Consider the following 22,604-nt stretch of genomic DNA (forward strand, 5'->3'; position numbering starts at 1 on the left):
AGATTTGCGGGGTCGGAAGAGCCGCGTTCGTAAAGTTGTGGAAACGGCGGGGAGCATGGCAGGGCCGCGGGTGGGCACACCGGCGAACATGCGCGAGCTGAACCAGCGGCTGGTGCTGGACCGGTTGCGCACCGGCGGTGAGGCCACCCGGCCCAGGATCGCCGCGGACACAGGGCTTTCGAAGCCGACCGTAGGCCAGGCACTGCTCGACCTGGAGCAGTGCGGATTGGTCCGGGCCACCGGCCACAGCCCGGAGGGGCCGGGGCGCGCCGCCGTCGTCTACCGCGTGGCGCCCGAGGCCGGACACGTGGTGGGCGTGGACATCGGCCGGCGTTCGATCCGCGTAGCCGTCGCCGATCTGGACGGGAGCGTCGTCGCGCGGTTCGACGAGCCGAACCGGTGCCGTTCGGGCAGTGCGCTCGCCGAGACGGTCGGCGACGCGGTGGGCCGCGCGGTCGCGTCGGCCGGACTCGAGCCGGCCGACGTCGTGGCCACCGTGGTCGGCACGCCGGGCATTCCGGACGCGCGCACCGGAACCGTGCACCGGGCGCCGAACCTGCCGGGGTGGGAGCGCAAGGGGCAGCTGCACACGCTGGCCGAACGGCTGTGCGCGCACGGTTCGGACCTCGTGGTGGAGAACGACGCGAACCTGTGCGCGGTCGGCGAGCACGCGCTGGGGGCTGCGCTGGGCGTGGACGTGCTGGTGTGCCTCACGGTGGGCACCGGCATCGGGATGGGCGTACTGGTCGGCGGGAGGCTGTTCCGGGGCGCCCACGGCGCGGCGGGTGAGATCGCGGACCTGCCCGCGGGCGCCCGTGTTTCCGGGGCGCGTGCTCACCGGCCCGTGCCGATGGAGGACGTCGCTTCGGCGCACGCGATCGTCGCGCGCGCCCGGGCACTGGGCTTGACCGCTCGAAGCGCTCGGGAGGTCTTCCTGTCGGCCGCGGACGGGGATCCGCGCGCGCTGCGCGTGGTCGAGGAGGAGGCCGCGCACCTGGCGCACGTGGTGGCCGCGGTGACGGCGGTGCTCGACCCCCGGCTCATCGTTCTCGGCGGCGGCATCGGGAGCAACGCGGCGCTGCTCGCCGGGCCGATGCGACGCGCGCTGGCCGCGACGACACCGTTCGCCCCGGAGATCGTCGCCGGGCAGCTGGGGTCCGACGCCGTGCTGGCGGGCGCCGTGACGACGGCCCTGGGCACGGCGCGGGACCTGGTGTTCGAGCGCCGCGAACCGCGGCGGACGGCCGCGCAAGCCTGAGCGTCACTTCGCGGCGGCCTCGACGATCGTCAGCAGGTCTTCGAGGTCTTTCGCGAACTCGGCGTCGCAGTCGACGTGGTGCGGCAGCGGGCCGAGGCGGTGGTGGGCGGGCAGGTCGGCGGGGCCGAGCCCGACGCGGCGCGAGCGGGCGAGGCGGGTGCTCGCGGCGAAGCGGCCTTCGACCTCCGAGAGGACGTAGCCGAGGACGAACGTGGACAGCAGGCGTTCCAGGCGCGGGACTTCGGCCTCGGGCACGCCCGCGTCCAGCAGGGCTTGGTAAACGCGTTCGGCCGGGAGGAGGGACTGCTCGCTCGCCGCCGGACGGGTGAACAGGAGACCGGCCACGGCGGGATGCTCGCGCGCGACCGCCCGCAGTCCCCCGGCCAGTTCACGCAACCGGGTGAAGGGGTCGAGGTCCGCGGCGGGCGCGGGCAGCAGGGTGAGCAGCTGGGCGGCGATGCCGTCGAGAAGGTCGTTCTTACTGCGGAAGTAGCCGTACAGCGCCATGGGCGTGAGGCCGAGCCGGGCGGCGACGCCGCGCATGGACAGGGCGGGCAGACCGCGTTCGGCCGCCAGCTCCCAGGCCGCGCCCACGATCTCGGACCGCCGGGCGGTCTTGAGTCTGCGCACCCCGCGGAGTCTGCACCGTAGACCCGCGAGTCTACGGCGTAGATCACACCGGGGCCACCCGATCGATCACGCATCGGAACCCGATCGAGCGACACCGCGCAGCCAGGCCGTGGTCCGCACTGTCCACTGTGGTCACTGGCGCCCGGCGATGAACGGGGTTCACCCCGGCGTGCCGCGGAGGCGGTTGCCGAGGGCGATCACCGACCCCATATCGTTGCGCGGCAGCCATTCGGAGGTGGAACGCGAACGTGCCCGAAGTCGACTACTACGCGGTGCTCGGCGTGGGGAAGACGGCGTCGCCCACGGAGATCAAGGCTGCCTACCGCAGGCTGGCGAAGACGCTGCACCCCGACGCGGGCGGCACTGTCGGCACGTTCCAGCTGCTGCGCGAGGCCTACGACACGCTGAGTGATCCCCGCGCTCGCGCTGCGTACGACGCCGGCGTCCCGACCGTGCACGCGCGCCCGCCGGCGAAGCCGAAGCGCCGCCGGTTCAGCGAGGAGCCCGGGTTCGTGCCCGAGCCGCTGGACCTGGAGCCGGACGAGCTCGAGTGGTGGGAGTTCGCGGCGCAGGACCCGCGCGTACGCCACGGGCGGCGCCGCGGCCCCGGGCACACGCCCGGGGCCGCGGCCGTCGCCGGGATGGTGCTGGTGCTGGCGCCGCTGGTCCTGGGCGTGGACTTCACGCCGCCGGTGCTCATCGTGTGGCTGGTGCTCACGGCCGGCACGGCACTGCTGGTGCAGCGCCTGGCCCGCGGCTACCTCGCCGCGCGGCGCGCCCGCAGCGAGTTCGCCGCGGAGTTCGGCGGCGGCGCGGTGTTCGGCAGCCCCGGCGTCGAGGCCGACGAGCTCGCCGAACGCCTCACGGCCGACCTCCTCGAGCGCTACCTGACGCAGCTGCCCGCCGCCCGCATCTTCCACGGCCTCGCCTGGCCGGGCTCCGTCTTCGCCGACGTCGACCACGCCGTGCTGTGCGGCAAACGCCTCGTGCTCATCGAGTCGAAACAATGGCTCCCCGGCCACTACGAAACCGCCGACGACGGCCGCCTGCTCCGCAACGGCCGCCCCTTCCGCGGCGGCGGCTCCCGCCTGGCCGAAAGCCTCGACTCCTACCGCGACCTGCTGCCCGGCATCGCCCTGCGCGGCGCCATGATCGTCTACCCGAGCCACGCGGGCGCCATCACCACCGCCGACGACGCCGACTACGCCGACGGCGCCCCGCCCATGACGCCGGAACAGTTCCTGCACGAAATCGGCGGCTGGCTGTCGGCCGAACCGTCTACTGTGGACCACAATGCGCTGCGGACGCTGCGGGGGCAGGTCGTGGGGAGTGGTCGGGCCGCCTGACCGCGCCGTCGGTTGCGGGTGACGCGGGATCATGCCCGCTCCTCGCAGGGTCGCGCGGCAGTGCCCGGGCACGGGCACCGCCGAAATTCGCCACCGGGACGTCCCCGCCACCCGGCGCGCACGCGCGAAGCAGCAAAGCTCGACCTGACGGCCCCGGACCCGCTCCGCGTTCAGCCACCGCGAGTGCCCCGGCCGAACTCGGCACGGCAGTCCCCCGCCCTCCGGCAGCCAGGGCAGTCCGCGAGAGGATGGCGGTGTGAATACCGCAGCGACTCTCGGCACGGTGCTGCTCGTCTACGCGCCCGCGGCGGTGACGCCAGGGCCGAACTTCGTGCTCATCGCGCACACCGCGGCGGCCGGGTCGCGCAGGGCGGCGGTGGCCGTGGCGGCCGGGGTGGTGGTAGCGGGTGGGCTGCTGGCGGCGGTCGCCGTGTTCGGGCTGGGGGCGTTGCTCGCGGCGACGCCGTGGCTGGCGACCACGTTGCGGATCGTCTGCGGGCTTTACCTGGCGTGGCTGGGGATCAGGCTCTGGTCGAAAGCGCGAGCACCCGACCGAGAGCCGCTGCCGGAGCGCAGGAGTGCGTTCGGGCAGGGGATGCTGAGCAACGTCACCAACCCCAAGGCCGCCGTGTTCTTCGGGAGCGTGCTGACGGCCACGCTGCCGCCGACGGAGCCCACGACGACGAAGGTGGCGGCGATCGCGCTCATCGTCCTGGCGTCGGCGACGTGGCACCTGTCCGTGGCGCTGCTGTTCTCCTCCCCCGCCACGCAACGCTGGTACGACCGGGCGCGGCCGGTGCTCAACCGGGTCGTCGGGGCGGTGCTTGTCGTGCTCGGCGTCGCGTTGGCCGTGACCGGCTGAGCAGGTCCGTGAAGGGCCCCGAGGCGGAGCCCTTCACGGACCGAAACCTCAGCCGTGCGAGCGGTTCTTCGCCGCGCGCGCCGAGTTGGTGCAGATCTCGCCGACGTCGATGGTCTGGCCGCGGTCGAGGTACACGTCCGCGATGCCCGCCAGCTTGCCCTTCGCGTTGGTGCAGGTCAGCTGGTAGGCCTCCTTCGGTCCGTACGTCGGGGGCACCGGCGACGCGAACGACACACCACCGGTCCAGTCGTCCACCTGCGCCGGGTCGGCCTGGGCGTAGTTCACCAGCACCGCGCGGTAGTCACCGGCGGGCGGGTCGAACAGCACGGCGTGCTCCGAGGTGGTGCCGCCGTTGGCCGACGACGTCACGGCGTTGCCCGCGGCGTCGTACACGTACAGGTCCCAGTCGGTGTCCGGGTTGGCCCAGTTGACGTCGACGCTGAACTTCCCGTTGTCCACCTTCGGCAACCCGTCGACGTGGAACGTGAAGCTCTCCGACGCCGGGTTGTCCGGGTACGACTCGTTCACCGGCGGCACGCCCGCCGGGTTCGTCACGGCGTACCCGGCCTGCGCCGGCCCCTGCGGGTCACGCCCGTAGCGGCCCGCGACGTACGGCCGCGTCGACGGGTTCACCGACCACGCGAACCGGCCACCGGTCGAGGTGTAGGTGGAGTTGAGGTTGTCGGTCACGTACACGGGCGGCTTGGTGGAGCCGTCCGGCTGCAGCACGGGGGACGTCGGGGTCTGGAACGTCTTGTGCAGCCTGAGCTGGTAGCCCTTCGGCGCGGTGCCGATGAGCGTCGAGTGCGCGGCCGGGTCGGCGGTGTTGCGCAGCATCTCCAGCAGCGCGCCGCTGTTGCCGCCCTTGCCCGCGCCGGTCGACGGGGCCAGGCCCGCGTACTCGGCGACCACACCGACCTCGTACGGAGTGTGGAAACCGGCGCCGCCGATCTCGATCGTGAAGCCCCAGCCCCCGGTGGCCCAGTACGACCAGTCCTCCGTGGTGCCGGTGGTGTCGTAGAGCGCCCAGCTCGGTTCGTTCGTGTAACCGTTGTGGGAGGCCAGTTTGTCGCCCAGCGCCCGGTACACGGGGTCCTCGAGCGGCGGGCGCACGTCGGCGACGCCCGGCGGACGCAGCACGAGCGCCGCGTTGGTGTGGAAGGTGATCAGGTTCGTCACCTGCCGCGACGACACGACCGAACGGATGTTGCGCGACTCCGGCTCGCTGAACGGCGCCGAACCGCGGAACGTCTCACTGCTCCACGACAGGCCCGCTCCCCCGCCGCCCCAGAAGCCGGCGTAGTTGCGGTTCGGGTCGGTGCCGCGCTGCGCGCCGCCCGGGTTCGCCTTGCAGACGCCGGTGGCGAACTGCGGCGGCGAGTCGGCGGAGTTGCAGTTCTTGCGTTTCATCTCGTAGTCGAACCTCGTGAAATCCCCACGGGGTTCGGCTTCGCGGGAGATCGAGAAGCCGTCGGGGTTCACGATCGGCACGATGATGTTGCGCGTCTTGCCGACCAGCCCCCGGATCGTGGTGTCGTGGGCGTAGCCGTTGATCAGCTGGTACGCCCACTCCATCGTGGTCTCACCGGCCGGCCATTCGCGCGCGTGGTGCACGCCCATGGTGAAGTCGACGGGCTTGCCGTCGGCGGTGTTCGCGACGTCCGTGGCGATCTCGAGCCCGACGACGTCGCGACCCTCCCACGTCGGCTCCGGCAGCGTGAACGCCTTGACCAGCTTGGGGTTCTTGCGCGCGAGCTCCTTCATCTCGTACTCGTAGTCGTACAGATGGCGGTAGCTGGTACGGCCGGACGGCAGCACCGAGGAGGTCGTTTTCGCCGCGTACTCGCGGTCGGTTTTCGCGTCGCGGATCGACTTCGCCGACAGATCCGGCTCGACGACGGTGGATTTCAGCCCGCTCGCCGCGAGCGTGCGGCGGTCGGCGTCGCCGGCGAGCACGACCTCGACGCCGGTCGCATCACCCTTTTCGGTGACGTCGAGGCCGAGTCCGAGGAGCTTGTTCTTGTCCGCGCGCGAAGGCGTGTGCACGCGCACCAGCTCGGCACGCTGGGCCGGCGCGGCGGATCCGGTCGGGGTGCCCTGCGGAGTCAGCGCGAGGAAGTCGACACCCAGCTTCGCCTCCTTCGCGTTGCCCGCGTACCGGCAGCCCTGGATCACGAGCTGCTGGCCCTTCTTCACGAAGCTCTCGGCGAGCTCATGGCTGCGCAAGGCCGCCGAGGCCGCGACGAGCGCCCCAGTGGCCTTGTCGAAAACGGCGAGGTCCCAGTCGCCCTCGGCGCCGGCACCCGGCGTCAGGCGGGCCTGGACCAGGCCATCGACCGTCGAGGCGACCTCGCGACGGTCGGTGCCGGGCGCACCGGCCGGCTGGAGCGCGGCGAAACACGACCGCACCACGGCGCGGTCGGCGTGCACCACGTTCTGCGCGGCCGTGGCCGACGTCGGCAGGGCGACGAACGTCCCCGCCAGGACGCCGGCCGTGGCCAGCAGAACCCATGGTCTGGATCTTCTGAGTGACAGTCGTTGTGAAAGAGGTGAATTCCCCACGTTCCCGGACCTCCCAGAGCCGAGCCGAAGCTGGGACGCTTCGGCAGCGAACGACCATATCGATGCAAAACGCCCCGGGTAACCTTCGGAAGTACGGGATCATCCGCTCACAGCGGGCACATACCCGTCCTGGCTAATCTCGAAGGATGACCGCCCTCGCCGTGGACCGCCGCCCCGCTCTGCTGTCGATCGCCGGCATCGCCGCGTTCGCGATCGGCGCCGCACTGGTCCTGCTCCTCCAACTGGTGCCGCCCACCGACGAGATCAGCGTGACCAGCCGGACCATCAGCGAGTACGGCCTCTCGGACAACAAGTGGGTGTTCGACCTCGCGGTGGTCCTCGTGGCCGTGGGCTCCGCCGTGACGCTCGCCGTGCTGCGGCTGCAACGGCGGCTGCCTGTGGTTTCCGCCTTGTTCGGTGCACTGTGGACGATCGGCTTGCTCGTGATCGTGGCGTTCCCGAAGACCAACTGGGCCACCGCCACCGGTGGTGCCGCGGGCGGCACGCTGCACCGGGTCGCGAGCGTGGTCGCGTTCGTCTGCCTGCCGCTGGCGATCCTGGTCGCCGCGCGTACGACGTTCCCGCACTCGCCGCGCCGCCGGTTCGCCGCGCGGCTGCTCGCCGTGCTGTCGCTGGGCTGGCTGGCGATCATCGTCGGCGCCGTGGCGGTCGCCGCGGTGAACGACGAACGCTGGTGGCTGCTCATCCCGCTCGGCCTCGTCGAACGCGGGATGGCGCTCACGGAGCTGGTCGCGTTGGCAGTGCTGGCGGCGCCGGTGGGCGCGAAGAAACGGGCCCGCGTTTCGAGCTGAAGCTCAGTGCGCGCTGCCGGCCTGCGATCAGAACTCGTCGCCCTGCCCGAGGTCGTGTTCGAGCTGGTCGGCGCGGTCCACCAGGGCGCGCAACGGCCGGTCCAGCTCGTCCTCGATGTCCAGCGACGCGAGCGGCACGGCGTGCTTGATCAGCGCCACGCCGTCGACCACGGCCGCACCGCCGACGCCGGACTCGCCGACGAGCTCCAGCAGCCGGCGCAGATCGACGCGGTCGGCCCAGCCGACGGGCGAGGACAGCTCGGCCCAGGCCACCCCACCGTGGTCGGGCAGCAGGTGGACGGTCGCCTGCTGGCTGCGGCCGTCCTCGGTGGGCAGGCGGAAGCGCAGCCAGCCGTCGTGGTCCTCGAGCACCTCGTAACGCAGGCGCACGAAACTGATCACGTCGTTCCAGATCGTCACGGTCGACACCTCTCGCCCCTCGGCCACGGCGCCAGCTTATCGGGCAGCGACGCCACCCCGCCCGGCGCACGCTGCCGGCGAACCGGACGCGCCACCGGTACGGGCCGACGGCTCCGAAAGGCGGGGAAGGTCAGCGGGCCGCGGACACCGCCGTCAGCACCGCGTCCAGGGCACCGGGGTCCTCCATGGCGCTGGTGTCGCCGCGCGGAGCGCCCTCGACGAGGACGTCGCGCAGCAGGCGCCGCATGGTCTTGCCCGTGCGGGTCTTGGGCAGCGCCGTGACGGGATAGACCTTGGCCAGCCGCGCGTAGCCGCCGAGTTCCTCGCCCACGCGGCGGATCAGCTCGGCCGACACCGAGTCGGCGTCGGCTCCGGCCAGGAGCGTGACGAAGGCGATCGGGACCGTGCCCTTCGTCGGGTCGGGCACGCCGACCACGGCGGCCTCCGCGACGCGCTCGTGGGCGGTCACGACGCCTTCGATCTCCATCGTGGAGATGCGGTGAGCGGCGACGTTGATGACGTCGTCCGCGCGGCCGAGCACCCACAGGTGGCCGTCGGCGTCGAGGACGGCCTCGTCCTTGGTGTTGTATTTGCCGGGGTACTGGCTGAAGTACGCCGACAGGTACCGCTCGTGATCACCCCACACCGTGCGGGCCAGGGTGGGAAACGGGCGGGTGATCACCAGATTTCCCTTGGTACCGGCGGGAACCGGCACGCCGTCGTCGTCCACGACCTCGCAGTGGTGGCCGGGCAGGGGGCGGCCGGCGGAGCCCGCCTTCAGCGCGTCGACGCCGGTGACCGGGTAGGTCCAGGTCGAGCCGGTCTCGGTCTGGCCGTAGGCGTTCACGATCGGGACGTCGAGGTGCGCGCCGCCCCACGTGAACGTCTCGGCGTCGAGCGGCTCGCCCTGCACGGTGATCAGCTTGAGGTGCGGCAGCGGGTGCGCGGCACACAGGTCCTCGCCGAACGAGCGCAGCATCCGCAGCACGGTCGGCGCGGCCAGCACCTGCGTGACCTCGTGGCGTTCGCAGAACTCGTAGAAGCGTTCCTTCGTCGGGGTGTCGAGCGCGCCCTCGTAACACGCGATCGTGGTCCCGCACGCCAGCCCGCCGATCACGGCCTGGATCGGGAAGGTCAGCCAGCCGACGTCGGCGGCCACCCAGTAGACGTCGCCCTGCTCGAGGCCGGCCTGCCAGTAGGCGTTGGCCCACGTGCCGACCAGGAACCCGGCGACCGAGTGCACCACACCCTTCGGCGTCGACTCCGTGCCGCTGGTGAAGATCAGAAACGCCGGGTCGTTGGCCTCCAGCGGCACGGCCGGCGTGCCTTCGGGGTGGCGGGCGACGAGGTCGGCGTAGGAGACCTCGCCCGCTTCGAGCGGCAGGTCGCGGCCGGTGCGGTCGAGCACCACGACGTGGCCGAGGTCGGGCAGGCCCGGCCGGGCGGTGCGCAGGGTCTCCAGCAGCGGCACCAGCTTCCCGCGCCGGTAGGACGCGTCGGCGACCACCACGGCCTTCGCGCCGGAGACCTTGAGCCGCGCGGCCACGGCGTCCTTGCCGAAGCCGGAGAACAGCACCGTGTAGATCGCGCCGATCCGGTTGCACGCGTGGATGGCCGTGAACGCCTCGACGAGGTTCGGCAGGTAGATCGCGACCACGTCGCCCTTGCCGACGCCCAGCTCCAGCAGCCCCGCCGCCAGCGCCGAGGTCTCCCGGGCGAGCTCGGCGTAGGTCACCGTGCGGGTGTCCCCCGGCTCGCCCTCCCACACCACGGCGGCGCGGTCGGCCGTCGCGGGGTCCTCGGCCCAGCGGTCGACGCAGTTGTCGGCGACGTTGAGCAGGCCGCCCGTGAAGTAGCGGAACTCGGGCAGGTCACCGCTGCGCACCTCGTCCCACGGCCGCATCCAGCGCTGCTTGCCCGCGGCCCACGCCCAGTACTCGTCCGGGTCGCGATCGTGCAGTGCCCGCGCGCCCGCGATCTCCTCGGCCCGGCTCGCCGAGCGCCACCGTTCCGGAAGTTCCTGCAACGGGACGGAGATCAGCTGTTCCACACTGTCTGCCACGGGCACACTCCCTTGTGTGTTCGATCGATCGGCACCTGCTCAGACGGCCAGCCCCAGTGAACGCGCGATCAGCATCCGCTGCACTTCGGACGTGCCCTCGCCGATGGTGAGGATGCGGGCGTCCTGGTGGTGGCGGGTCGCGGCCGTCTCTTCGATGAAGCCGTAGCCTCCCTGCAGCTGGGTCGCCAGGTAGGCGGCCTTGTTCGCGGCTTCCGACGCGACCAGCTTCGCCGTGGCGGCGGCCTCCCTGATCGACAAGCCGTGATCGTACTTCCACGCGCCGTCGTACGTCAGCGTGCGGGCGGTGGCGGCGAGCGCGGCGATGTCCGCGGTCTGGAACGCCACCGCCTGGTGGTGGCCCAGCGGCTTGCCGAAGGACGAGCGTTCGGTGACGAAGCGCAGCGTGTCGGTCAGGCAGCCGCGGGCGAGCCCGGCGCTCATCGCGGCGATCGGCAGCCGCGCCCACGTGAGGAACTCGAGCGCGTCGCGGTAGCCGCGGCCCGGTTCGGACAGCAACGCGTCGCCCGGCACGCGGACGTCGTCGAAGAACAGCGGATGCGTGTCGGAGGAGCGCCAGCCCAGCTTCGGGTACCCCTTGCCGACGGTGACGCCCGGCGCGTCGAGCGGCACGAGGAACGCCGAGACCGGCGGCCGGCCGCGCTCGTCGTCGCCGACCGCGGCGAGCAGGATGACGTAGCGCGAGAACGGGGTGCCGGAGTTGGTGATGAACTGCTTGGCGCCATTGATGATCCAGCCGTCGCCGTCCTGGCGCGCGACGGTGGTGATGTTGCCGGCGTCCGACCCGCCCGACGGCTCGGTGAGGCCGATGGAGATGAACGTCTCGCCGGTGGCGGCCGAGGGCAGGATCTCGTGGCACAGCTCGGGCCGGTCCTGGGCCAAGTGGGCCAGCAGGGCGGCGCAGATCGCCTGGACGTGCACCGTGACCGCCAGCGAAGAGTCCACTGTGGCCAGTTCCTCGATCGTGAGGCACAGCGTGCGCAGGTCCGCGCCGGCGCCGCCGAACTCGGCCGGCACCATCAGGCCGAAGACCCCGAGCCGGCCCGCCGCGCGGACCAGGTCCGCGTCGAACCTCGACTCGATGCTGCGCCGGCCGGCCTCGGGCGCCACCACCTCGGCGGTGAACTCCCGCACGGTGTCGCGCCACTGCAGGTGCTCGGGGGTGAAGGCCCAGGGCAGCTCGTACCCGTGGTCGGCGTGCTGGCCACCCCGCACGGAGTTCGTGGTGGTCGCGGTCATGGTGCATCACCTGTTCTCGGGGTTCCCCGCCTCGGGGCGGCGGGAGCAAGGGATCGTCGGGCCCGGCCGGAGACTGGGCCATCCGGACCAACGGTAGGCGCGGCGGGGTCGCGCAGATACCCACGAGTGGGGGTGGTCAGTCGTCCTGGCGAAGGAACGGCGCGACGAGCAGTTCGGCGAGCTCGTCGGCCAGCTCGTCAGGGCTCACGTCACCGGCCGGGTCGTACCAGTCGGGCAGGTAGGCCAGGGTGCCGTAGGCGATCTCCAGGCACAGCCGGGCTTTGCGTGGGTCCGTGCCGAGCTCGCGCGCAGTCTCCTCGAACACGGTCGCGTGCTCGCGTCGCAGCCCCAGCACGGCTTCCTGCAGCGCGGGCACGCTCACCCGGGCCTTGAAGAACAGCGGCACGTACTCGGGGTAGTCGCGGACCTCGATCAGCACCTGTTCGCGGAAGAGTCGCCGTAGCCGTTCGCGTGGCTCGGGTTCGGCCTCGGCGATCGCCCGCAGCCGGGCGGACACGTCGGCCGCCGACTGGCGCAGGCAGCGCAGGAACAGCTCTTCCTTCGAGGAGACGTAGTAGTAGAGGCTGGCGCCGCGCAGGTCGAGCTCGGCCGCGATGAGGTCGAAGTTCGCGCCCTCGTAGCCGTGGTCGGCGAACACGCGCGCCGCGGCGCGTTCGATGCGCGCCACCCGCTCGGCCCGCTTGCGCTGGGCCCGGGTCACCGGTGCGGCAGTCACCGGTGCCTCGTCGGACCCGCCGGCCGTCAGGCTCCCCACCGCGGTCACGGTAGCAAGCCGGCCCTCCGGGCGCGGTACACGGCTTCGCCGCGGGTGTGACTGTCCAATTTGGCCATCGCGCTCTTCAGGTACGACTTCACGGTCTGCACGGTGAGGCCGAGCCGCCGGGCGACGTCCACGTTCGAGTGGCCCATCGCGACGGCCGTGAGAACGTCCAGCTCACGCGGCGAGAGCCGGATCGGCAGGTCGTCTTCCGCCGGTTTCCCGGTCAGGCTCGACAGGCTCGCGCTCAGTTCGGTGAGCCGGTGGCGCACCGCGGGATCGGGCACCGCGGCCGCGATCTCGGCCAGCTCCGCGGCGATGTCGCCGGCCGAGCGCGGCGGCGGGCTCGGCGGCTCCGGCACGGGCGGGCGGTTCACGAGGTCCACGGCCTGGTCGATCAGGCCCTCACCGAACTCCACCGACGTGCGCGCCGCGCCGTAGACGACGTCGCGCACCACGCCGTCGGTCTTCACCGGCACGGCGAACATCGCGCTCAGGCCTTCGCCCGCCACGGCGCCGTCGAAGCGGTGCGTGATGCCCTTGGCCGCCACGTAGTCGCGGACGAACACCGGCCGTTCCAGCGCGATGCAGCGGCCGCCGACCCCCTCGCCCATGGGGATGACCAGGTCCCGCAGCAGGTCGGTGCGCGCGCCGTCGAACCGGTCGAGCACGAACGTGCCCGTGGCGCGGTCTACGGAAGCCGCGAACGCGATGTCGACGGGACCGAGCGCCCGCACGGCGCGCAGCACCCTGCCGACGCGTGCGCGCTCTTCGCGCGGCGTCACCGTCGACATCCGCGCCTCCTTCCACCGCGAACGGACAGCAGCTGAGACGCAGGTCACTTTACGCAGGGGATCCTGGAATTTCTAGTCGAGCCTAGAAATCCGAGAGCCAGGAATCCCGCCCTGACCGGCGCGGGTCGAGGCGAAGGTGATGTCGGTCACAGTGGGCTGCCGAGAGCGCTCAGCGCCCGCCGACCAGCCCTGAGGCCACGCGGTTGAGGGCCGGTCAGTAGTGGCTGACGTACTTGGCGACCAGCCGGCGCAGATAGTCCTCGTCGGCCCGTACCCAGGACAAGTCCGGTGCGAGGCGTCGGAGCTTTTCGTTCGACACCAGCGTTTTCATCGGTTTCGTGTCGACCGTTTCGCGGTGCGCGCGCACGCCGAGCTCCGCCTCGATCGCCGCCGCGAGCCGCTCGACCGGGTAAGGGGAGCCGGACGCCACGTTGACCACCTCGTCGGTGCAGTGCGCGGCCAGCAGCGCGTCCACCGCCGCGACCACGTCGTCGATGTCGAGCAGGTCGCGGTGGCTGTCGCGGAACACGCGGACGCTGCCTGAGCGCACCGCCCGCACCAGGTACGGGAACAGCTGGTGCGCACGCTGGTTGCCGCCGACCGCGTGGCTGAGCCGGATGCCCAGCCAACGAACCCCGCTGGCAGCGACGGTGTCTTCCAGCTTCTTCTTGTGCACACCGAACACGCTCGCCGGTGTCGAGGGGCCGGACTCGGTCGCGGGCGCGTCGGTGTGTCCGTACATCGCGTGCGAGGCCGTGGAGAAGAAGACGACCTGCCGGTCATCACGTTTGGCCCGGGCCAGCACTCCGTCCATCAGCTCGAACTCGCGCTCGAACTCCGCGGGTTCGCAACTCTGCGTACTCGAGGGGCCGGCCGCGACCAGGATCACGTCCGGGTGCTTCGCCGCGAGCGGAAGGTGGCTCTGGGCCAGGAATCCTCGTCCGATGATCTCCATCGCCGGCCCCGTCAGCCCGCGACCCGGACGGAGGCGTCGAAGATCTTGTCCAGTCGTTGCGACAGTTCGTCGGACACGTGGAGATCCAGGGCCCGCACCGCGTCATCCAGATGCGCCATGGTGCGCGGTCCGATCACCGCCGCGGTGACGCCTCGGGACAGCACCCAGGCGAGCGCGACCCCGGCGGGCGGGACGTCGAGCTCGTCGCAGTAGGACTCGAATTCGGTGAGCCGCGCGCGCAACCGGGGCAGCGCGACCTGTGCCCGGCCCTGTGCCGATTTGACCGCGGTGCCCTCGGCCAGCTTGCGCAGCGCGCCACCGAGCAACCCGCCGTGCAGTGGCGACCACGCGAGTACCGCAACCCCGTAGGCGTTGGCGGCGGGCAGCACCTCGGCCTCGGCCTCGCGCGAGACGAGGTTGTACACGCACTGCTCGGAGATCAGGCCGAAGTAACCCCGGCGATCGGCCCGTTCCTGGGCCGCCGCGATGTTCCACCCGGCGAAGTTGGACGAGCCGGCGTAGCGGATCTTTCCTTGCGTGGTCAACGTTTCCATCGCCTGCCAGATCTCGTCCCACGTGGCGTGCTCGTCGACGTGGTGCATCTGGTACAGGTCGATCCAATCAGTGCGCATGCGCCGCAGGGACTGCTCGCAGGAGGCGATGATGTTGCGAGCGGACAGTCCCTGGTCATTGGGCCAGTCCGTCATCGGGTTGAACACCTTCGTGCCCAGCACAACCTTGTCGCGACGCCCGCTCCCCAGTGAAAACCACTCGCCGAGCAGCTCCTCGGTGAACCCGCGGTGAACCTGCCAGCCGTAATCGTTCGCGGTGTCGAAGAAGTTGATCCCGCGCTCCAGGGCGGCGTCCATGATCGCGAAACTCTCGTCTTGCGGAGTCCGGTGGCCGAAGTTGAGCGTGCCGAGGTTGAGCCTGCTGACCTTCTGCCCACTTCGCCCGAGGTAGGCGTACTGCATGAGCGTTACGTCCTTTCCACTCCTACGCTCAGGTTGGTCGACCGCACTGGCGGCACCTACCCCTAGCGCACCCCTCAGACCAGCCTCCGACCCCGGCATCGCCGAGGCGGTGCCGGGTTGCTCGGCGGCGCCGGCCGGGTACCGGCGCTAGGCGGCCTGGGCCGCGCAGCGCTTCTCCAGTTCCGCGACGACCTCACCCGGGCTCGGCTGGGACAACACCTCTTCGTCGCGCAGGCGCGCCGCCGCCGCGGCGACCGACGGGTCGGCGAGCATCCCGGCGAGGGCCGCAGGCAGTTCTGACAGGTCGGAGACACAGGCGCCGGCGCCCGTCGCGGCCAGGTGCTTCGCCTTGTGCAGCACCTCCCAGTTGCTCGCGATCACGAGCTGGGGCACGCCGGCTTGCAGCGCCGTGCTCCACGTCCCGCCGTTGCCGAAGTGCACGATGGCCGAGCAACTGGGCAGAAGCGCGTGCATGGGGACGAAGTCGACGACCCGGACGTTGTCCGGAATGGACGCCCGGTCGACGTCGGCACCGAGCTTGATCGTCGCGACGAGTTCGATGTCCAGTTCGGCGAACGCGGCCAGGTCGGCGATCCCCAGCGCGTCCCGGCCGGTCTGCTCGCGCAAGGACATCCCGCTCGTCAGGCAGACCCTCGGCTTGACCGGGTCGGCGTTGAGCCACGACGGCACGACCGCGGGCCCGTTGTAGGGCACGTAGCGCATGGGCAGGAGGTCGAGCCCGAGCGGGACGCGCACACCGGCCGGGCACGGGTCGATCGTCCACTGGCCGGTCGCCACGTCCGGGCCGAACTCGGCGCCGCTGCGCTCGAGGAACGGCTTCAGCCAGGTCTCGAGCGGATCGGCGGCCAGCTCGCTCGGCTGGTCCGCGCGGGTGCGCAGGAACACCTGCCGCATCTGGAGCAGGAGATCGGGGCCCCAGACCAGGCGCGCGTGCGCGGCGCCGACCGCCTTGGCCGCGACCGGCCCGGCGAAGGTGAACGGTTCCCAGATCACCAGGTCCGGCCGGTAGTACCGGGCGAAGTCGACCAACCCGTCGACGTAGGAGTCGTTGTTGACGCCCCTCATGTAGTACTCGACGAACGCCCGGTACAACACGCCCTGGCCCGCCCAGGTCGCGTCCGGTTCGATCCGGCCGTCGTGGGTGAGGGCCGACGAGCTGTCGGTGAGCCCGGAGGACCAGTCGGCCGTGTTGAGCTCCTTGAGGATCTCCGCCATCCGGTGGTCGGTCCCGACCGGCACGGCGGTCAGGCCCGCCGCGGTGATGTCGCCGGACAACGCCGGCTGCGACACGACACGCACCTCGTGTCCGGCCGCGCGCAGCGCCCAGGCCAGCGGAACCATGCTGTAGAAGTGCGATCTCTCGGCGTGGGTTGCGAATAGGACGCGCATCGACTCTCCTGGATCGCGGTTGCACTGGAGGACAAGGCTGATCAACACGTGGTCGTCGAACCGTCAGCGTGCTCCCGCGCCGGGCCGGCGCGTACCCCTGGTGCACCCCTGCGTCCGGCGCACGCGGGCAGGCCGCCGGCGGCGTGCCGAGGGCGCCACGGTTAGGGGTTCTCCGGCCCCGCGACGGTGATTTTCACTGGCCCGTATGAATACCGAGTCGCCCACGTCGAGCACGTATTCGCCGGAGTTCGCCGAACTGTTGGACTGGTGCACGCAGCAGCGGGCATCGGGCACGGTCAACCCCGATCTCGTGCCGGGCCAGTGGAACGTCTTCGGGTTCGCGGAAGCCACGCGGGTGCTGTCGGACCCGGCCACGTTCTCCAGCGACTTCACCGGGCTGCTGTCGTCGGACCCCGAGCTGATGCTGTTCACCAAAGGCAACTTCGTCGGCGTCGATCCCCCCGAGCACAAGCGGCTGCGCACGTTGGCGGGCAAGGCGTTCTCCCCGCGCCTGGCCCATTCGCTGCTGCCCCGGATCGAGGAGATGACGGCGGAGCTGATGGATTCCGTGCGCGACCACGACACCATCGAACTGGTCGGGAACCTCAGCTATCCGTTGCCCGTCACCGTGATCGCCGAACTGCTGGGCATCCCGCCGGAGAAGCGCGGCATGTTCCGCGACTGGGCGGACAAGCTGATCCAGACCGGTGGTCAGGACGGCGCGCTGCCGACCGAGGAACAGCTCGAAGACTTCAAGCCGATGGCCAAGCAGATGAACCAGTTCATGCTGGACCACATCGCCGAACGCCGGGCGAAGTCCCGCGAAGACCTCATCAGCCAGCTGGTCCTGGTCGAGGAGGAAGGCGACCGGCTGGCCGACGAGGAGATCGTCGGGTTCGCCGCGCTGCTGCTCATCGCCGGGCACATCACCACCACCGCGCTGCTGGGCAACGCCGTGCTGGCCATGCAGGAGAACCCCGCCGCGGCCGACGCGATCAGGGCCGACCGCGCACTGGTTCCGTCGTTCATCGAGGAGACCATGCGGATGCGGCCTCCGGTGGTCCGGCTGCCGCGGATCGCCAAGCGCGAAGTCGAACTGGGCGGGGTCGTCGTGCCCGCCGGCAGTATCGTCGCGGCCTGGGTGCTGGCGGCCAACCGTGATCCCGGCGAGTTCGCCGACCCGTCGGAGTTCGTGCTGGGCCGCACACCCAACCGCCACCTCGGGTTCGGCTACGGCATCCACTTCTGCCTCGGCGCACCACTGAGCCGCCTCGAGGCCAAGGTCGCGCTGAACACCCTGATGGACCGCTACAGCACCATCCGCGTCGACCCGGCCGACCGGATCGAGTTCTACAACCCCAAGAGCCTGGTCTCGGTCAAGCGGCTGCCGCTGGCGGTCGAAGCCGCGCGGTGAACCGCCGGCCGTTCGTCGCCGGGAACACAGGACGCGAGATGAGCGTGAGGTAATGAATGGGCGTCGACTCGGTCACCACGTTGCCGGACAGTCACCTCGCCACGCAGCCTGACCGGTTCGCCGGCCGCGTGTGCCCGCCGCGGTGATGGCGAACCCCGGCGGAGGGCGCCTGCGGCTCGGTGTTCTCGGCTGTTCCGGTATCGCCTGGCGCCGCACCTTGCCCGCGGTGGCGGAGGAGCCGAGGCTGGCACTCGTCGCCGTGGCAAGCCGTGACGCGGCGCGGGCCGCGGAGTTCGCCGCGCGGTTCGGCGGTGAACCGGTGCAGGGCTACCAGCGGCTGCTCGACCGCTCCGACGTGGACGCCGTGTACGTGCCGCTGCCGGCCGCGCTGCACGCGCACTGGGTGCTGCGCGCCCTTGACGCCGGCAAGCACGTGCTGGTGGAAAAGCCGTTCGCGACCAGCCGAGCCGAGGTCGCGGCCATCCTCGACCTGGCGAGCGCACGGGGCTTGCGGGTCATGGAGAACTTCATGTTCCTCTACCACGGCCAGCACGAATCCGTGCGCAGGCTGGTGGCCGACGGCGAAATCGGCGAGCTGCACACGTTCTCCAGCGCGTTCGGCATCCCCTCGCTGCCCGATTCCGACGTGCGCTACCGCAAGGACCTCGGCGGAGGCGCGCTGCTCGACGTCGGCGTCTACCCGCTCCGGGCCGCCCAGCTGTTCCTGGGGCCCGAACTGGTCCCCGTCGCCTCGATCCTGCACGTCGACCCGGTCCGGGAGATCGACGTGCGAGGCCACGTGCTGCTGCGCTCACCCTCGGGCCGCAGCGCCGAGCTGACCTTCGGGTTCGGGCTGTCCTACCGGTGCACGTACTCGCTGTGGGGCAGTGCGGGCCGCATCGTCGTCGACCGCGCCTACACCCCGCCGGCCACCTGGCAGCCGGTGCACCGCATCGAACGGCAGGACGAGGTCCGTGAGCTGACCCGTCCCGCCGAGGACCACTTCGCCGCCGCGCTGCGCGCGTTCGCCGCGGTCGTCCTGGACGGGGTCGCCCCGCCCTTCGGCCCAGAGGACCTACTGAGGCAGGCGGCACTCGTCGACCGGGTGCGTGCCGTCGCGACCGAGGTGCCCGGATGAACGCGAGGCACGCGAGTGCGGGCCGGGTTGCCGACCACACCCCAGGAAGAGGAAGGCGACCCCGATGCGCGTGGCACTGCTGAGCATCGGTACCCGCGGTGACGTCCAGCCCTTCGTCGTGCTCGGCAAGGCGCTGCTGGCCAGGGGCCACGACGTCGTGGTGGCGACCGGCGCCGAGTTCGAGCCCATGGTCATCGGGGCCGGGCTGGGCTTCGTCCCGTTCACCAGCCTCGGCACCGACACCACCGCCGACATGCTGGCCAGCCCGAAGGTCAGGGCCGCGCTGCGCAAAGGACCGTCGCTCTTCCGGATGTCCCTCGCCGCGCCCCGGCGCAGCGCCGCGGACATGGACGCGTTCGTCGAGGAGATGGTCGCCGCCGCCGACGGCGCGGACGTGATCGTGAACACGACGTTGACCCGCATCGGCGCGCTGGTGCGTGAAGACACGCCCTGGTGTTCGGTGGACGGCTGGCCCACGACACCGACTGCCGCGTGGCCCGCGCTCGGCGCGCCCGAATTCCCCTGGCCCGGGCGGCTGGCCGGCCGCTACAACCGGGTCACGCACGCCAACCGCGACTACCTCGAATGGCTGATCTACCGCGTCAGCATCAACAACCGGCGCCGGGCCGGAGGCCTCACGCGGCTCGGTCTCCGGTCGCGGCTGCGCGAATCCGGGGTGCTGCGCCCGCTGCTCTACCAGTTCAGCCCGAGCCTCTTCCCGCCTCCTCCGGACTGGCCGCAGCGCTGCTACGTCACCGGCAACTGGGGAACCAACGATGCCGGCAACCGGCCACCGGCCCTGGCCCGGTTCCTCGCCGACGGAGACAGCCCGGTGGTCGCCGCGTTCGGCAGCGCCTGGTCGGTCGGGAAAGACGAACTATGGGAAGCGTCGGTGGACATGGGCCGCCGGCTGGGCAAGCGGCTGGTGTTCGTCGGCGGACCCGACCGCGAACTCCCCGGCGATCTCGACGCGATCCGGGTCGAGACCGCCGAGTACGGCTGGCTGCTGCCGGCCGCGGCCGCCGTGATGCACCACGGCGGCCAGGGCACCACGGCCGAAGTGGCCAAGGCAGGACGACCACAGGTCGTCGTGCCCTGCTACGCCGACCAGCCGATGTGGGCCCGGCAGCTGGCTGCTCTCGGCGTCGCCCCGCGTCCGGTCCCGTTCGCGAAGCTGACCGGAGACCTCCTCACCGCGGCCGTGCGAACCGCGGTGACCGATCCGTCGATCACCGCGCGGGCGCAGCGACTCGCAAAGGCTGCCGGTCAGGATCCGGGTGTGGAGCTGGCCGCGCAGGTCGTCGAGGACTGGGCCGCGGGGGTTTCGACGCCGCAGATGTCTTGACAACCCCTGGCGGGACGGGCGCGCGCCCGCACCCCGCTCAGCAGCTCCTCGGCGCCGTCGGTGCAGGGTCCATTAGGGGTAGAGGGCCCCACCGGCGCCGGGAATCCTGAATTGACAGTCGCTGGCGCGATCATCTGAGCGTCCAGCCACCGCGCGACAAACCCGAGGCGGTCTGAGCATGTTCGCGGATCTGACGGAATTCCACGACTGGTTTCTCGAACGCAGGCGAGCACACGAGTACCAGGTGACACCGCGGCCACTCGACCAGCTCGACGGGTGGTCGGCCGACGGCGAAACCGGCGACATCACCCACCGTTCCGGGAAGTTCTTCGCCGTTCGCGGTATCCACGTCGAAACCAACCGGCGAGCGATCGGCAGCTGGTCGCAACCGATCATCCTGCAGCCGGAAATCGGCCTGCTCGGGATCATGGTGACCGTTGTGGACGGTGAGGTGCATTGCCTCATGCAGGCCAAGATGGAGCCGGGGAACATCAACCTGCTCCAGCTCTCCCCCACCGTCCAGGCGACCCGCAGCAACTACACGCAGGTGCACGGTGGCAGCCGGGTGCCTTACCTCGACTACTTCATGCGCCCCCGCGCCGACCGGACGGTGTTCGACGCGCTCCAGTCGGAACAGGGGTCCTGGTTCCTGGCCAAGCGCAATCGCAACGTGATCGTGCAGATCGAAAGCCCCATCACGCCCGGCGAGGAATTCTGCTGGTTGAGCCTGCCCCAGATCGCGGACCTCCTGGCCGAGCCGAACCTGGTGAACATGGACGCGCGGACGGTGCTTTCCGGCATGCCGTTCATCGGCGTCGCCACCCGCAACGGTCGCGACGGCGCGCGCGGCAGCCGGTACTCCGACGAGGAAGTGCTGAGCTGGTTCACCGAGGTGAAGACCAACGCGCACCTGGACCGCCGGTTGCTGCCCCTCGCGCAGATCCCCGGCTGGCAGCTGCGCGACGGCATCATCAACCGCCCGGACGGCAAGCACTTCACCGTGCTCGGGGTGCACGTCAGGGCCAGCAGCCGCGAGGTCGCGGAATGGTCCCAGCCCATGATCAAACCGGTCAACCGCGGCATCATCGCCTTCCTCGGCCGGTTCATCGACGGCGTCTTCCACGTCCTCGTGTGCGCGCGGACGGAGGCGGGAACCAGTGACCTGGTCGAGATGGCCCCGACCGTCTCCTGCATCCCGGACAGCTTCCACGACGAGCCGCCCGAACGCCGTCCGCGTTACCTGGACCTGGTGCAGAGCGCGGCGCCCGATCGGATCCTGGTCGACGCGGTGCACTCCGAGGAGGGTGGCCGGTTCTACCACGCGGAGAACCGCTACCTGGTCATCGACGTCGGCGAGGAGTTCGACCTCGACGCGCCGCCCGACTACTGCTGGACGACCCCCGAGCAGCTCACGGGATTCGTCCGGTACGGCAACCACGTCAACGTCGCCGCGCGCTGCCTGCTGAGCTGCATGGTCGGGGAACGGGGCGCGTTCCAGTCGCGCGACGTGGTCGCCGATCCCGTCCTCTGAACCGACCGAACCACTCGTCCCCGATTGCGCCCAGGAGATCACCTTGACCACGGACCAGCAGCACACCACGCAGGTACGCCTGCCCGACGGCCGCGAGGTGGCCTGCGACCACGCCGAAGAGGTGCCGGCGCTGTGGGACGAGATCGTCCGCAACTCGCCGTTCCCGGCCGCGCTCGACGCCATCCGGCCCGGCGACACGATCATCGACGTCGGGGCGCACATCGGTCTGGTGTCGATGTTCCTGGCCGACCGGCTTCCCGACACCCGCATCCTGGCCTTCGAGCCCGCGTCACGGACGCACGCCTGCCTGCTGCGCAACTTCGCCGCGCACGTGCCCAACGGGATCGCCTCGGCCACCGCGCTGAGCGACCGCACGGGCAACCAGGAGTTCCACTATTACCCGGACAACCCGTCGATGTCCACGTTGTACGTAGACCACGACGACGACGCGCACAACCTCGGCACCTACCTGACGAACCTGGGAGTGCCCGAGATCAAGCCGGCGGAAGTGCGGGCAGTCACCGAGAAGCGCGCCGCCCTGTCCGACACCGTCGGCACAAGCACGCTGACGACGGTCATCGAGGAGCAGGGTGTCACCGACATCGGCCTGCTCAAGATCGACGTCGAACGGGCCGAACTCACGGTGCTGGACGGCATGCGAGCGGACCTGTGGCCGCGCGTGCGCCAGGTCGTCGTCGAGGTGCACGACCTCGACGGGCGCCTCGGCGTCGTGGTGGCCCGGTTGGCAACACTGGGCTACGAGGTTCGCGTGTCCCAGGCACCCGCGTTCCGCGGCGCCAGCGTGTACCTGCTGTTCGCCGGTCGCTGACCCGACAGCGACGACGGTGCGTCGCGTCCGCGATCACCCCTAACGCACCCCGCCGACGGGCCCCGGCCGGCGCGGTGCACGGGACACCACCCGCGCCGCGAGCGCAAGGCCCGCCGGACCGGTTAGGGGTTCCAGCTGCCTGATCGGACTCGCTTGACTGAAGGCCGCGGCAGAGCGCGCTGACGCGCCCGATGCCCCGCCGGCGGTCAAGGCCCGGTGAGCCGAAC

General features: G+C 71.1%; 19 protein-coding genes. 9 read left to right on the forward strand and 10 right to left on the reverse strand.

Features of this window, described 5'->3' with window-relative positions; all coding sequences use genetic code 11:
• The first annotated feature begins 55 nt into the window (after positions 1–55).
• Positions 56–1,258 (forward strand): ROK family protein, encoded by a 1,203-nt coding sequence (locus AB0H62_RS47970; RefSeq protein WP_360592663.1) that lies wholly within the window; start codon positions 56–58, stop codon positions 1,256–1,258.
• Positions 1,259–1,261: 3 nt separating this feature from the next.
• On the opposite strand, the gene AB0H62_RS47975 is transcribed toward AB0H62_RS47970, so the two are convergent.
• Positions 1,262–1,888, reverse strand: a complete 627-nt coding sequence (locus tag AB0H62_RS47975) for a TetR/AcrR family transcriptional regulator (protein ID WP_360592664.1) — start codon at positions 1,886–1,888, stop codon at positions 1,262–1,264.
• Between the two features lie 248 nt (positions 1,889–2,136).
• On the opposite strand from AB0H62_RS47975, the gene AB0H62_RS47980 reads away from it, so the two are divergent.
• Both AB0H62_RS47980 and AB0H62_RS47985 read left to right on the forward strand, forming a co-directional pair.
• A complete protein-coding gene (locus AB0H62_RS47980; RefSeq protein ID WP_360592665.1) occupies positions 2,137–3,234 on the forward strand; it encodes a DnaJ domain-containing protein in 1,098 nt (365 codons plus the stop codon).
• A gap of 256 nt (positions 3,235–3,490) precedes the next feature.
• The gene (locus AB0H62_RS47985; RefSeq protein ID WP_360592666.1) at positions 3,491–4,096 is read left to right on the forward strand and encodes a LysE family transporter; all 606 of its coding nucleotides are present in this window, start codon (positions 3,491–3,493) and stop codon (positions 4,094–4,096) included.
• A gap of 48 nt (positions 4,097–4,144) precedes the next feature.
• Here AB0H62_RS47985 and AB0H62_RS47990 read toward each other — a convergent pair whose 3' ends face one another.
• Positions 4,145–6,601 (reverse strand): M14 family zinc carboxypeptidase, encoded by a 2,457-nt coding sequence (locus AB0H62_RS47990; RefSeq protein WP_360592667.1) that lies wholly within the window; start codon positions 6,599–6,601, stop codon positions 4,145–4,147.
• Positions 6,602–6,804: 203 nt separating this feature from the next.
• On the opposite strand from AB0H62_RS47990, the gene AB0H62_RS47995 reads away from it, so the two are divergent.
• Entirely contained in the window at positions 6,805–7,470 is a 666-nt protein-coding gene (locus AB0H62_RS47995; protein ID WP_220238854.1) for a DUF998 domain-containing protein, read from the forward strand.
• Between the two features lie 27 nt (positions 7,471–7,497).
• Here the strand turns inward: AB0H62_RS47995 and AB0H62_RS48000 are convergent, their stop codons facing one another.
• The 8 genes from AB0H62_RS48000 to AB0H62_RS48035 form a co-directional block, all read right to left on the reverse strand.
• Positions 7,498–7,890, reverse strand: coding sequence for a hypothetical protein (locus AB0H62_RS48000; protein ID WP_220238853.1), 393 nt, complete (start codon positions 7,888–7,890; stop codon positions 7,498–7,500).
• Positions 7,891–8,020: 130 nt separating this feature from the next.
• Positions 8,021–9,952: an AMP-binding protein gene (locus AB0H62_RS48005; RefSeq protein WP_220238852.1), complete on the reverse strand. Its 1,932-nt coding sequence runs from the start codon at positions 9,950–9,952 to the stop codon at positions 8,021–8,023.
• Between the two features lie 39 nt (positions 9,953–9,991).
• Positions 9,992–11,209, reverse strand: a complete 1,218-nt coding sequence (locus AB0H62_RS48010; protein ID WP_220238851.1) for an acyl-CoA dehydrogenase family protein — start codon at positions 11,207–11,209, stop codon at positions 9,992–9,994.
• Positions 11,210–11,345: 136 nt separating this feature from the next.
• Complete coding sequence (locus AB0H62_RS48015; RefSeq protein ID WP_220238850.1) at positions 11,346–11,984, reverse strand: TetR/AcrR family transcriptional regulator; 639 nt, start codon at positions 11,982–11,984, stop codon at positions 11,346–11,348.
• 5 nt (positions 11,985–11,989) lie between these two features.
• Positions 11,990–12,781 carry a LuxR C-terminal-related transcriptional regulator gene (locus tag AB0H62_RS48020; protein ID WP_220238849.1) on the reverse strand — a complete coding sequence of 264 codons (792 nt, stop codon included), beginning with the start codon at positions 12,779–12,781 and terminating at the stop codon, positions 11,990–11,992.
• 214 nt (positions 12,782–12,995) lie between these two features.
• Complete coding sequence (locus AB0H62_RS48025) at positions 12,996–13,736, reverse strand: NAD-dependent epimerase/dehydratase family protein (protein ID WP_220238848.1); 741 nt, start codon at positions 13,734–13,736, stop codon at positions 12,996–12,998.
• Positions 13,737–13,747: 11 nt separating this feature from the next.
• The gene (locus AB0H62_RS48030) at positions 13,748–14,710 is read right to left on the reverse strand and encodes an aldo/keto reductase (protein ID WP_220238847.1); all 963 of its coding nucleotides are present in this window, start codon (positions 14,708–14,710) and stop codon (positions 13,748–13,750) included.
• A 147-nt stretch (positions 14,711–14,857) separates the two neighbouring features.
• Positions 14,858–16,120: an activator-dependent family glycosyltransferase gene (locus AB0H62_RS48035; RefSeq protein ID WP_220238846.1), complete on the reverse strand. Its 1,263-nt coding sequence runs from the start codon at positions 16,118–16,120 to the stop codon at positions 14,858–14,860.
• A 205-nt stretch (positions 16,121–16,325) separates the two neighbouring features.
• Here AB0H62_RS48035 and AB0H62_RS48040 point away from each other — a divergent pair, with 205 nt between their 5' ends.
• From AB0H62_RS48040 to AB0H62_RS48060, 5 genes are all read left to right on the forward strand, one after another.
• Complete coding sequence (locus AB0H62_RS48040; protein ID WP_220238845.1) at positions 16,326–17,534, forward strand: cytochrome P450; 1,209 nt, start codon at positions 16,326–16,328, stop codon at positions 17,532–17,534.
• A gap of 145 nt (positions 17,535–17,679) precedes the next feature.
• Positions 17,680–18,672 (forward strand): Gfo/Idh/MocA family oxidoreductase, encoded by a 993-nt coding sequence (locus AB0H62_RS48045; RefSeq protein WP_220238844.1) that lies wholly within the window; start codon positions 17,680–17,682, stop codon positions 18,670–18,672.
• 64 nt (positions 18,673–18,736) lie between these two features.
• The gene (locus tag AB0H62_RS48050; RefSeq protein ID WP_220238843.1) at positions 18,737–20,017 is read left to right on the forward strand and encodes a glycosyltransferase; all 1,281 of its coding nucleotides are present in this window, start codon (positions 18,737–18,739) and stop codon (positions 20,015–20,017) included.
• A 178-nt stretch (positions 20,018–20,195) separates the two neighbouring features.
• Entirely contained in the window at positions 20,196–21,548 is a 1,353-nt protein-coding gene (locus AB0H62_RS48055) for an NDP-hexose 2,3-dehydratase family protein (protein ID WP_220238842.1), read from the forward strand.
• A gap of 43 nt (positions 21,549–21,591) precedes the next feature.
• Complete coding sequence (locus tag AB0H62_RS48060; protein ID WP_220238841.1) at positions 21,592–22,377, forward strand: FkbM family methyltransferase; 786 nt, start codon at positions 21,592–21,594, stop codon at positions 22,375–22,377.
• Positions 22,378–22,604: the final 227 nt, after the last annotated feature.

The organism is Amycolatopsis sp. NPDC050768 (genome assembly GCF_040654155.1).
GTDB lineage: Bacteria > Actinomycetota > Actinomycetes > Mycobacteriales > Pseudonocardiaceae > Amycolatopsis.

Coding starts and splice junctions, on each gene's coding strand:
- AB0H62_RS48030 (WP_220238847.1), bottom strand. CDS start 14,710: ATGCAGTACGCCTACCTCGGGCGAAGTGGGCAGAAGGTCAGCAGGCTC.
- AB0H62_RS48010 (WP_220238851.1), bottom strand. CDS start 11,209: ATGACCGCGACCACCACGAACTCCGTGCGGGGTGGCCAGCACGCCGAC.
- AB0H62_RS47995 (WP_220238854.1), top strand. CDS start 6,805: ATGACCGCCCTCGCCGTGGACCGCCGCCCCGCTCTGCTGTCGATCGCC.
- AB0H62_RS48035 (WP_220238846.1), bottom strand. CDS start 16,120: ATGCGCGTCCTATTCGCAACCCACGCCGAGAGATCGCACTTCTACAGC.
- AB0H62_RS48055 (WP_220238842.1), top strand. CDS start 20,196: ATGTTCGCGGATCTGACGGAATTCCACGACTGGTTTCTCGAACGCAGG.
- AB0H62_RS48050 (WP_220238843.1), top strand. CDS start 18,737: ATGCGCGTGGCACTGCTGAGCATCGGTACCCGCGGTGACGTCCAGCCC.
- AB0H62_RS48020 (WP_220238849.1), bottom strand. CDS start 12,781: ATGTCGACGGTGACGCCGCGCGAAGAGCGCGCACGCGTCGGCAGGGTG.
- AB0H62_RS48025 (WP_220238848.1), bottom strand. CDS start 13,736: ATGGAGATCATCGGACGAGGATTCCTGGCCCAGAGCCACCTTCCGCTC.
- AB0H62_RS47970 (WP_360592663.1), top strand. CDS start 56: ATGGCAGGGCCGCGGGTGGGCACACCGGCGAACATGCGCGAGCTGAAC.
- AB0H62_RS48045 (WP_220238844.1), top strand. CDS start 17,680: ATGGCGAACCCCGGCGGAGGGCGCCTGCGGCTCGGTGTTCTCGGCTGT.
- AB0H62_RS48040 (WP_220238845.1), top strand. CDS start 16,326: ATGAATACCGAGTCGCCCACGTCGAGCACGTATTCGCCGGAGTTCGCC.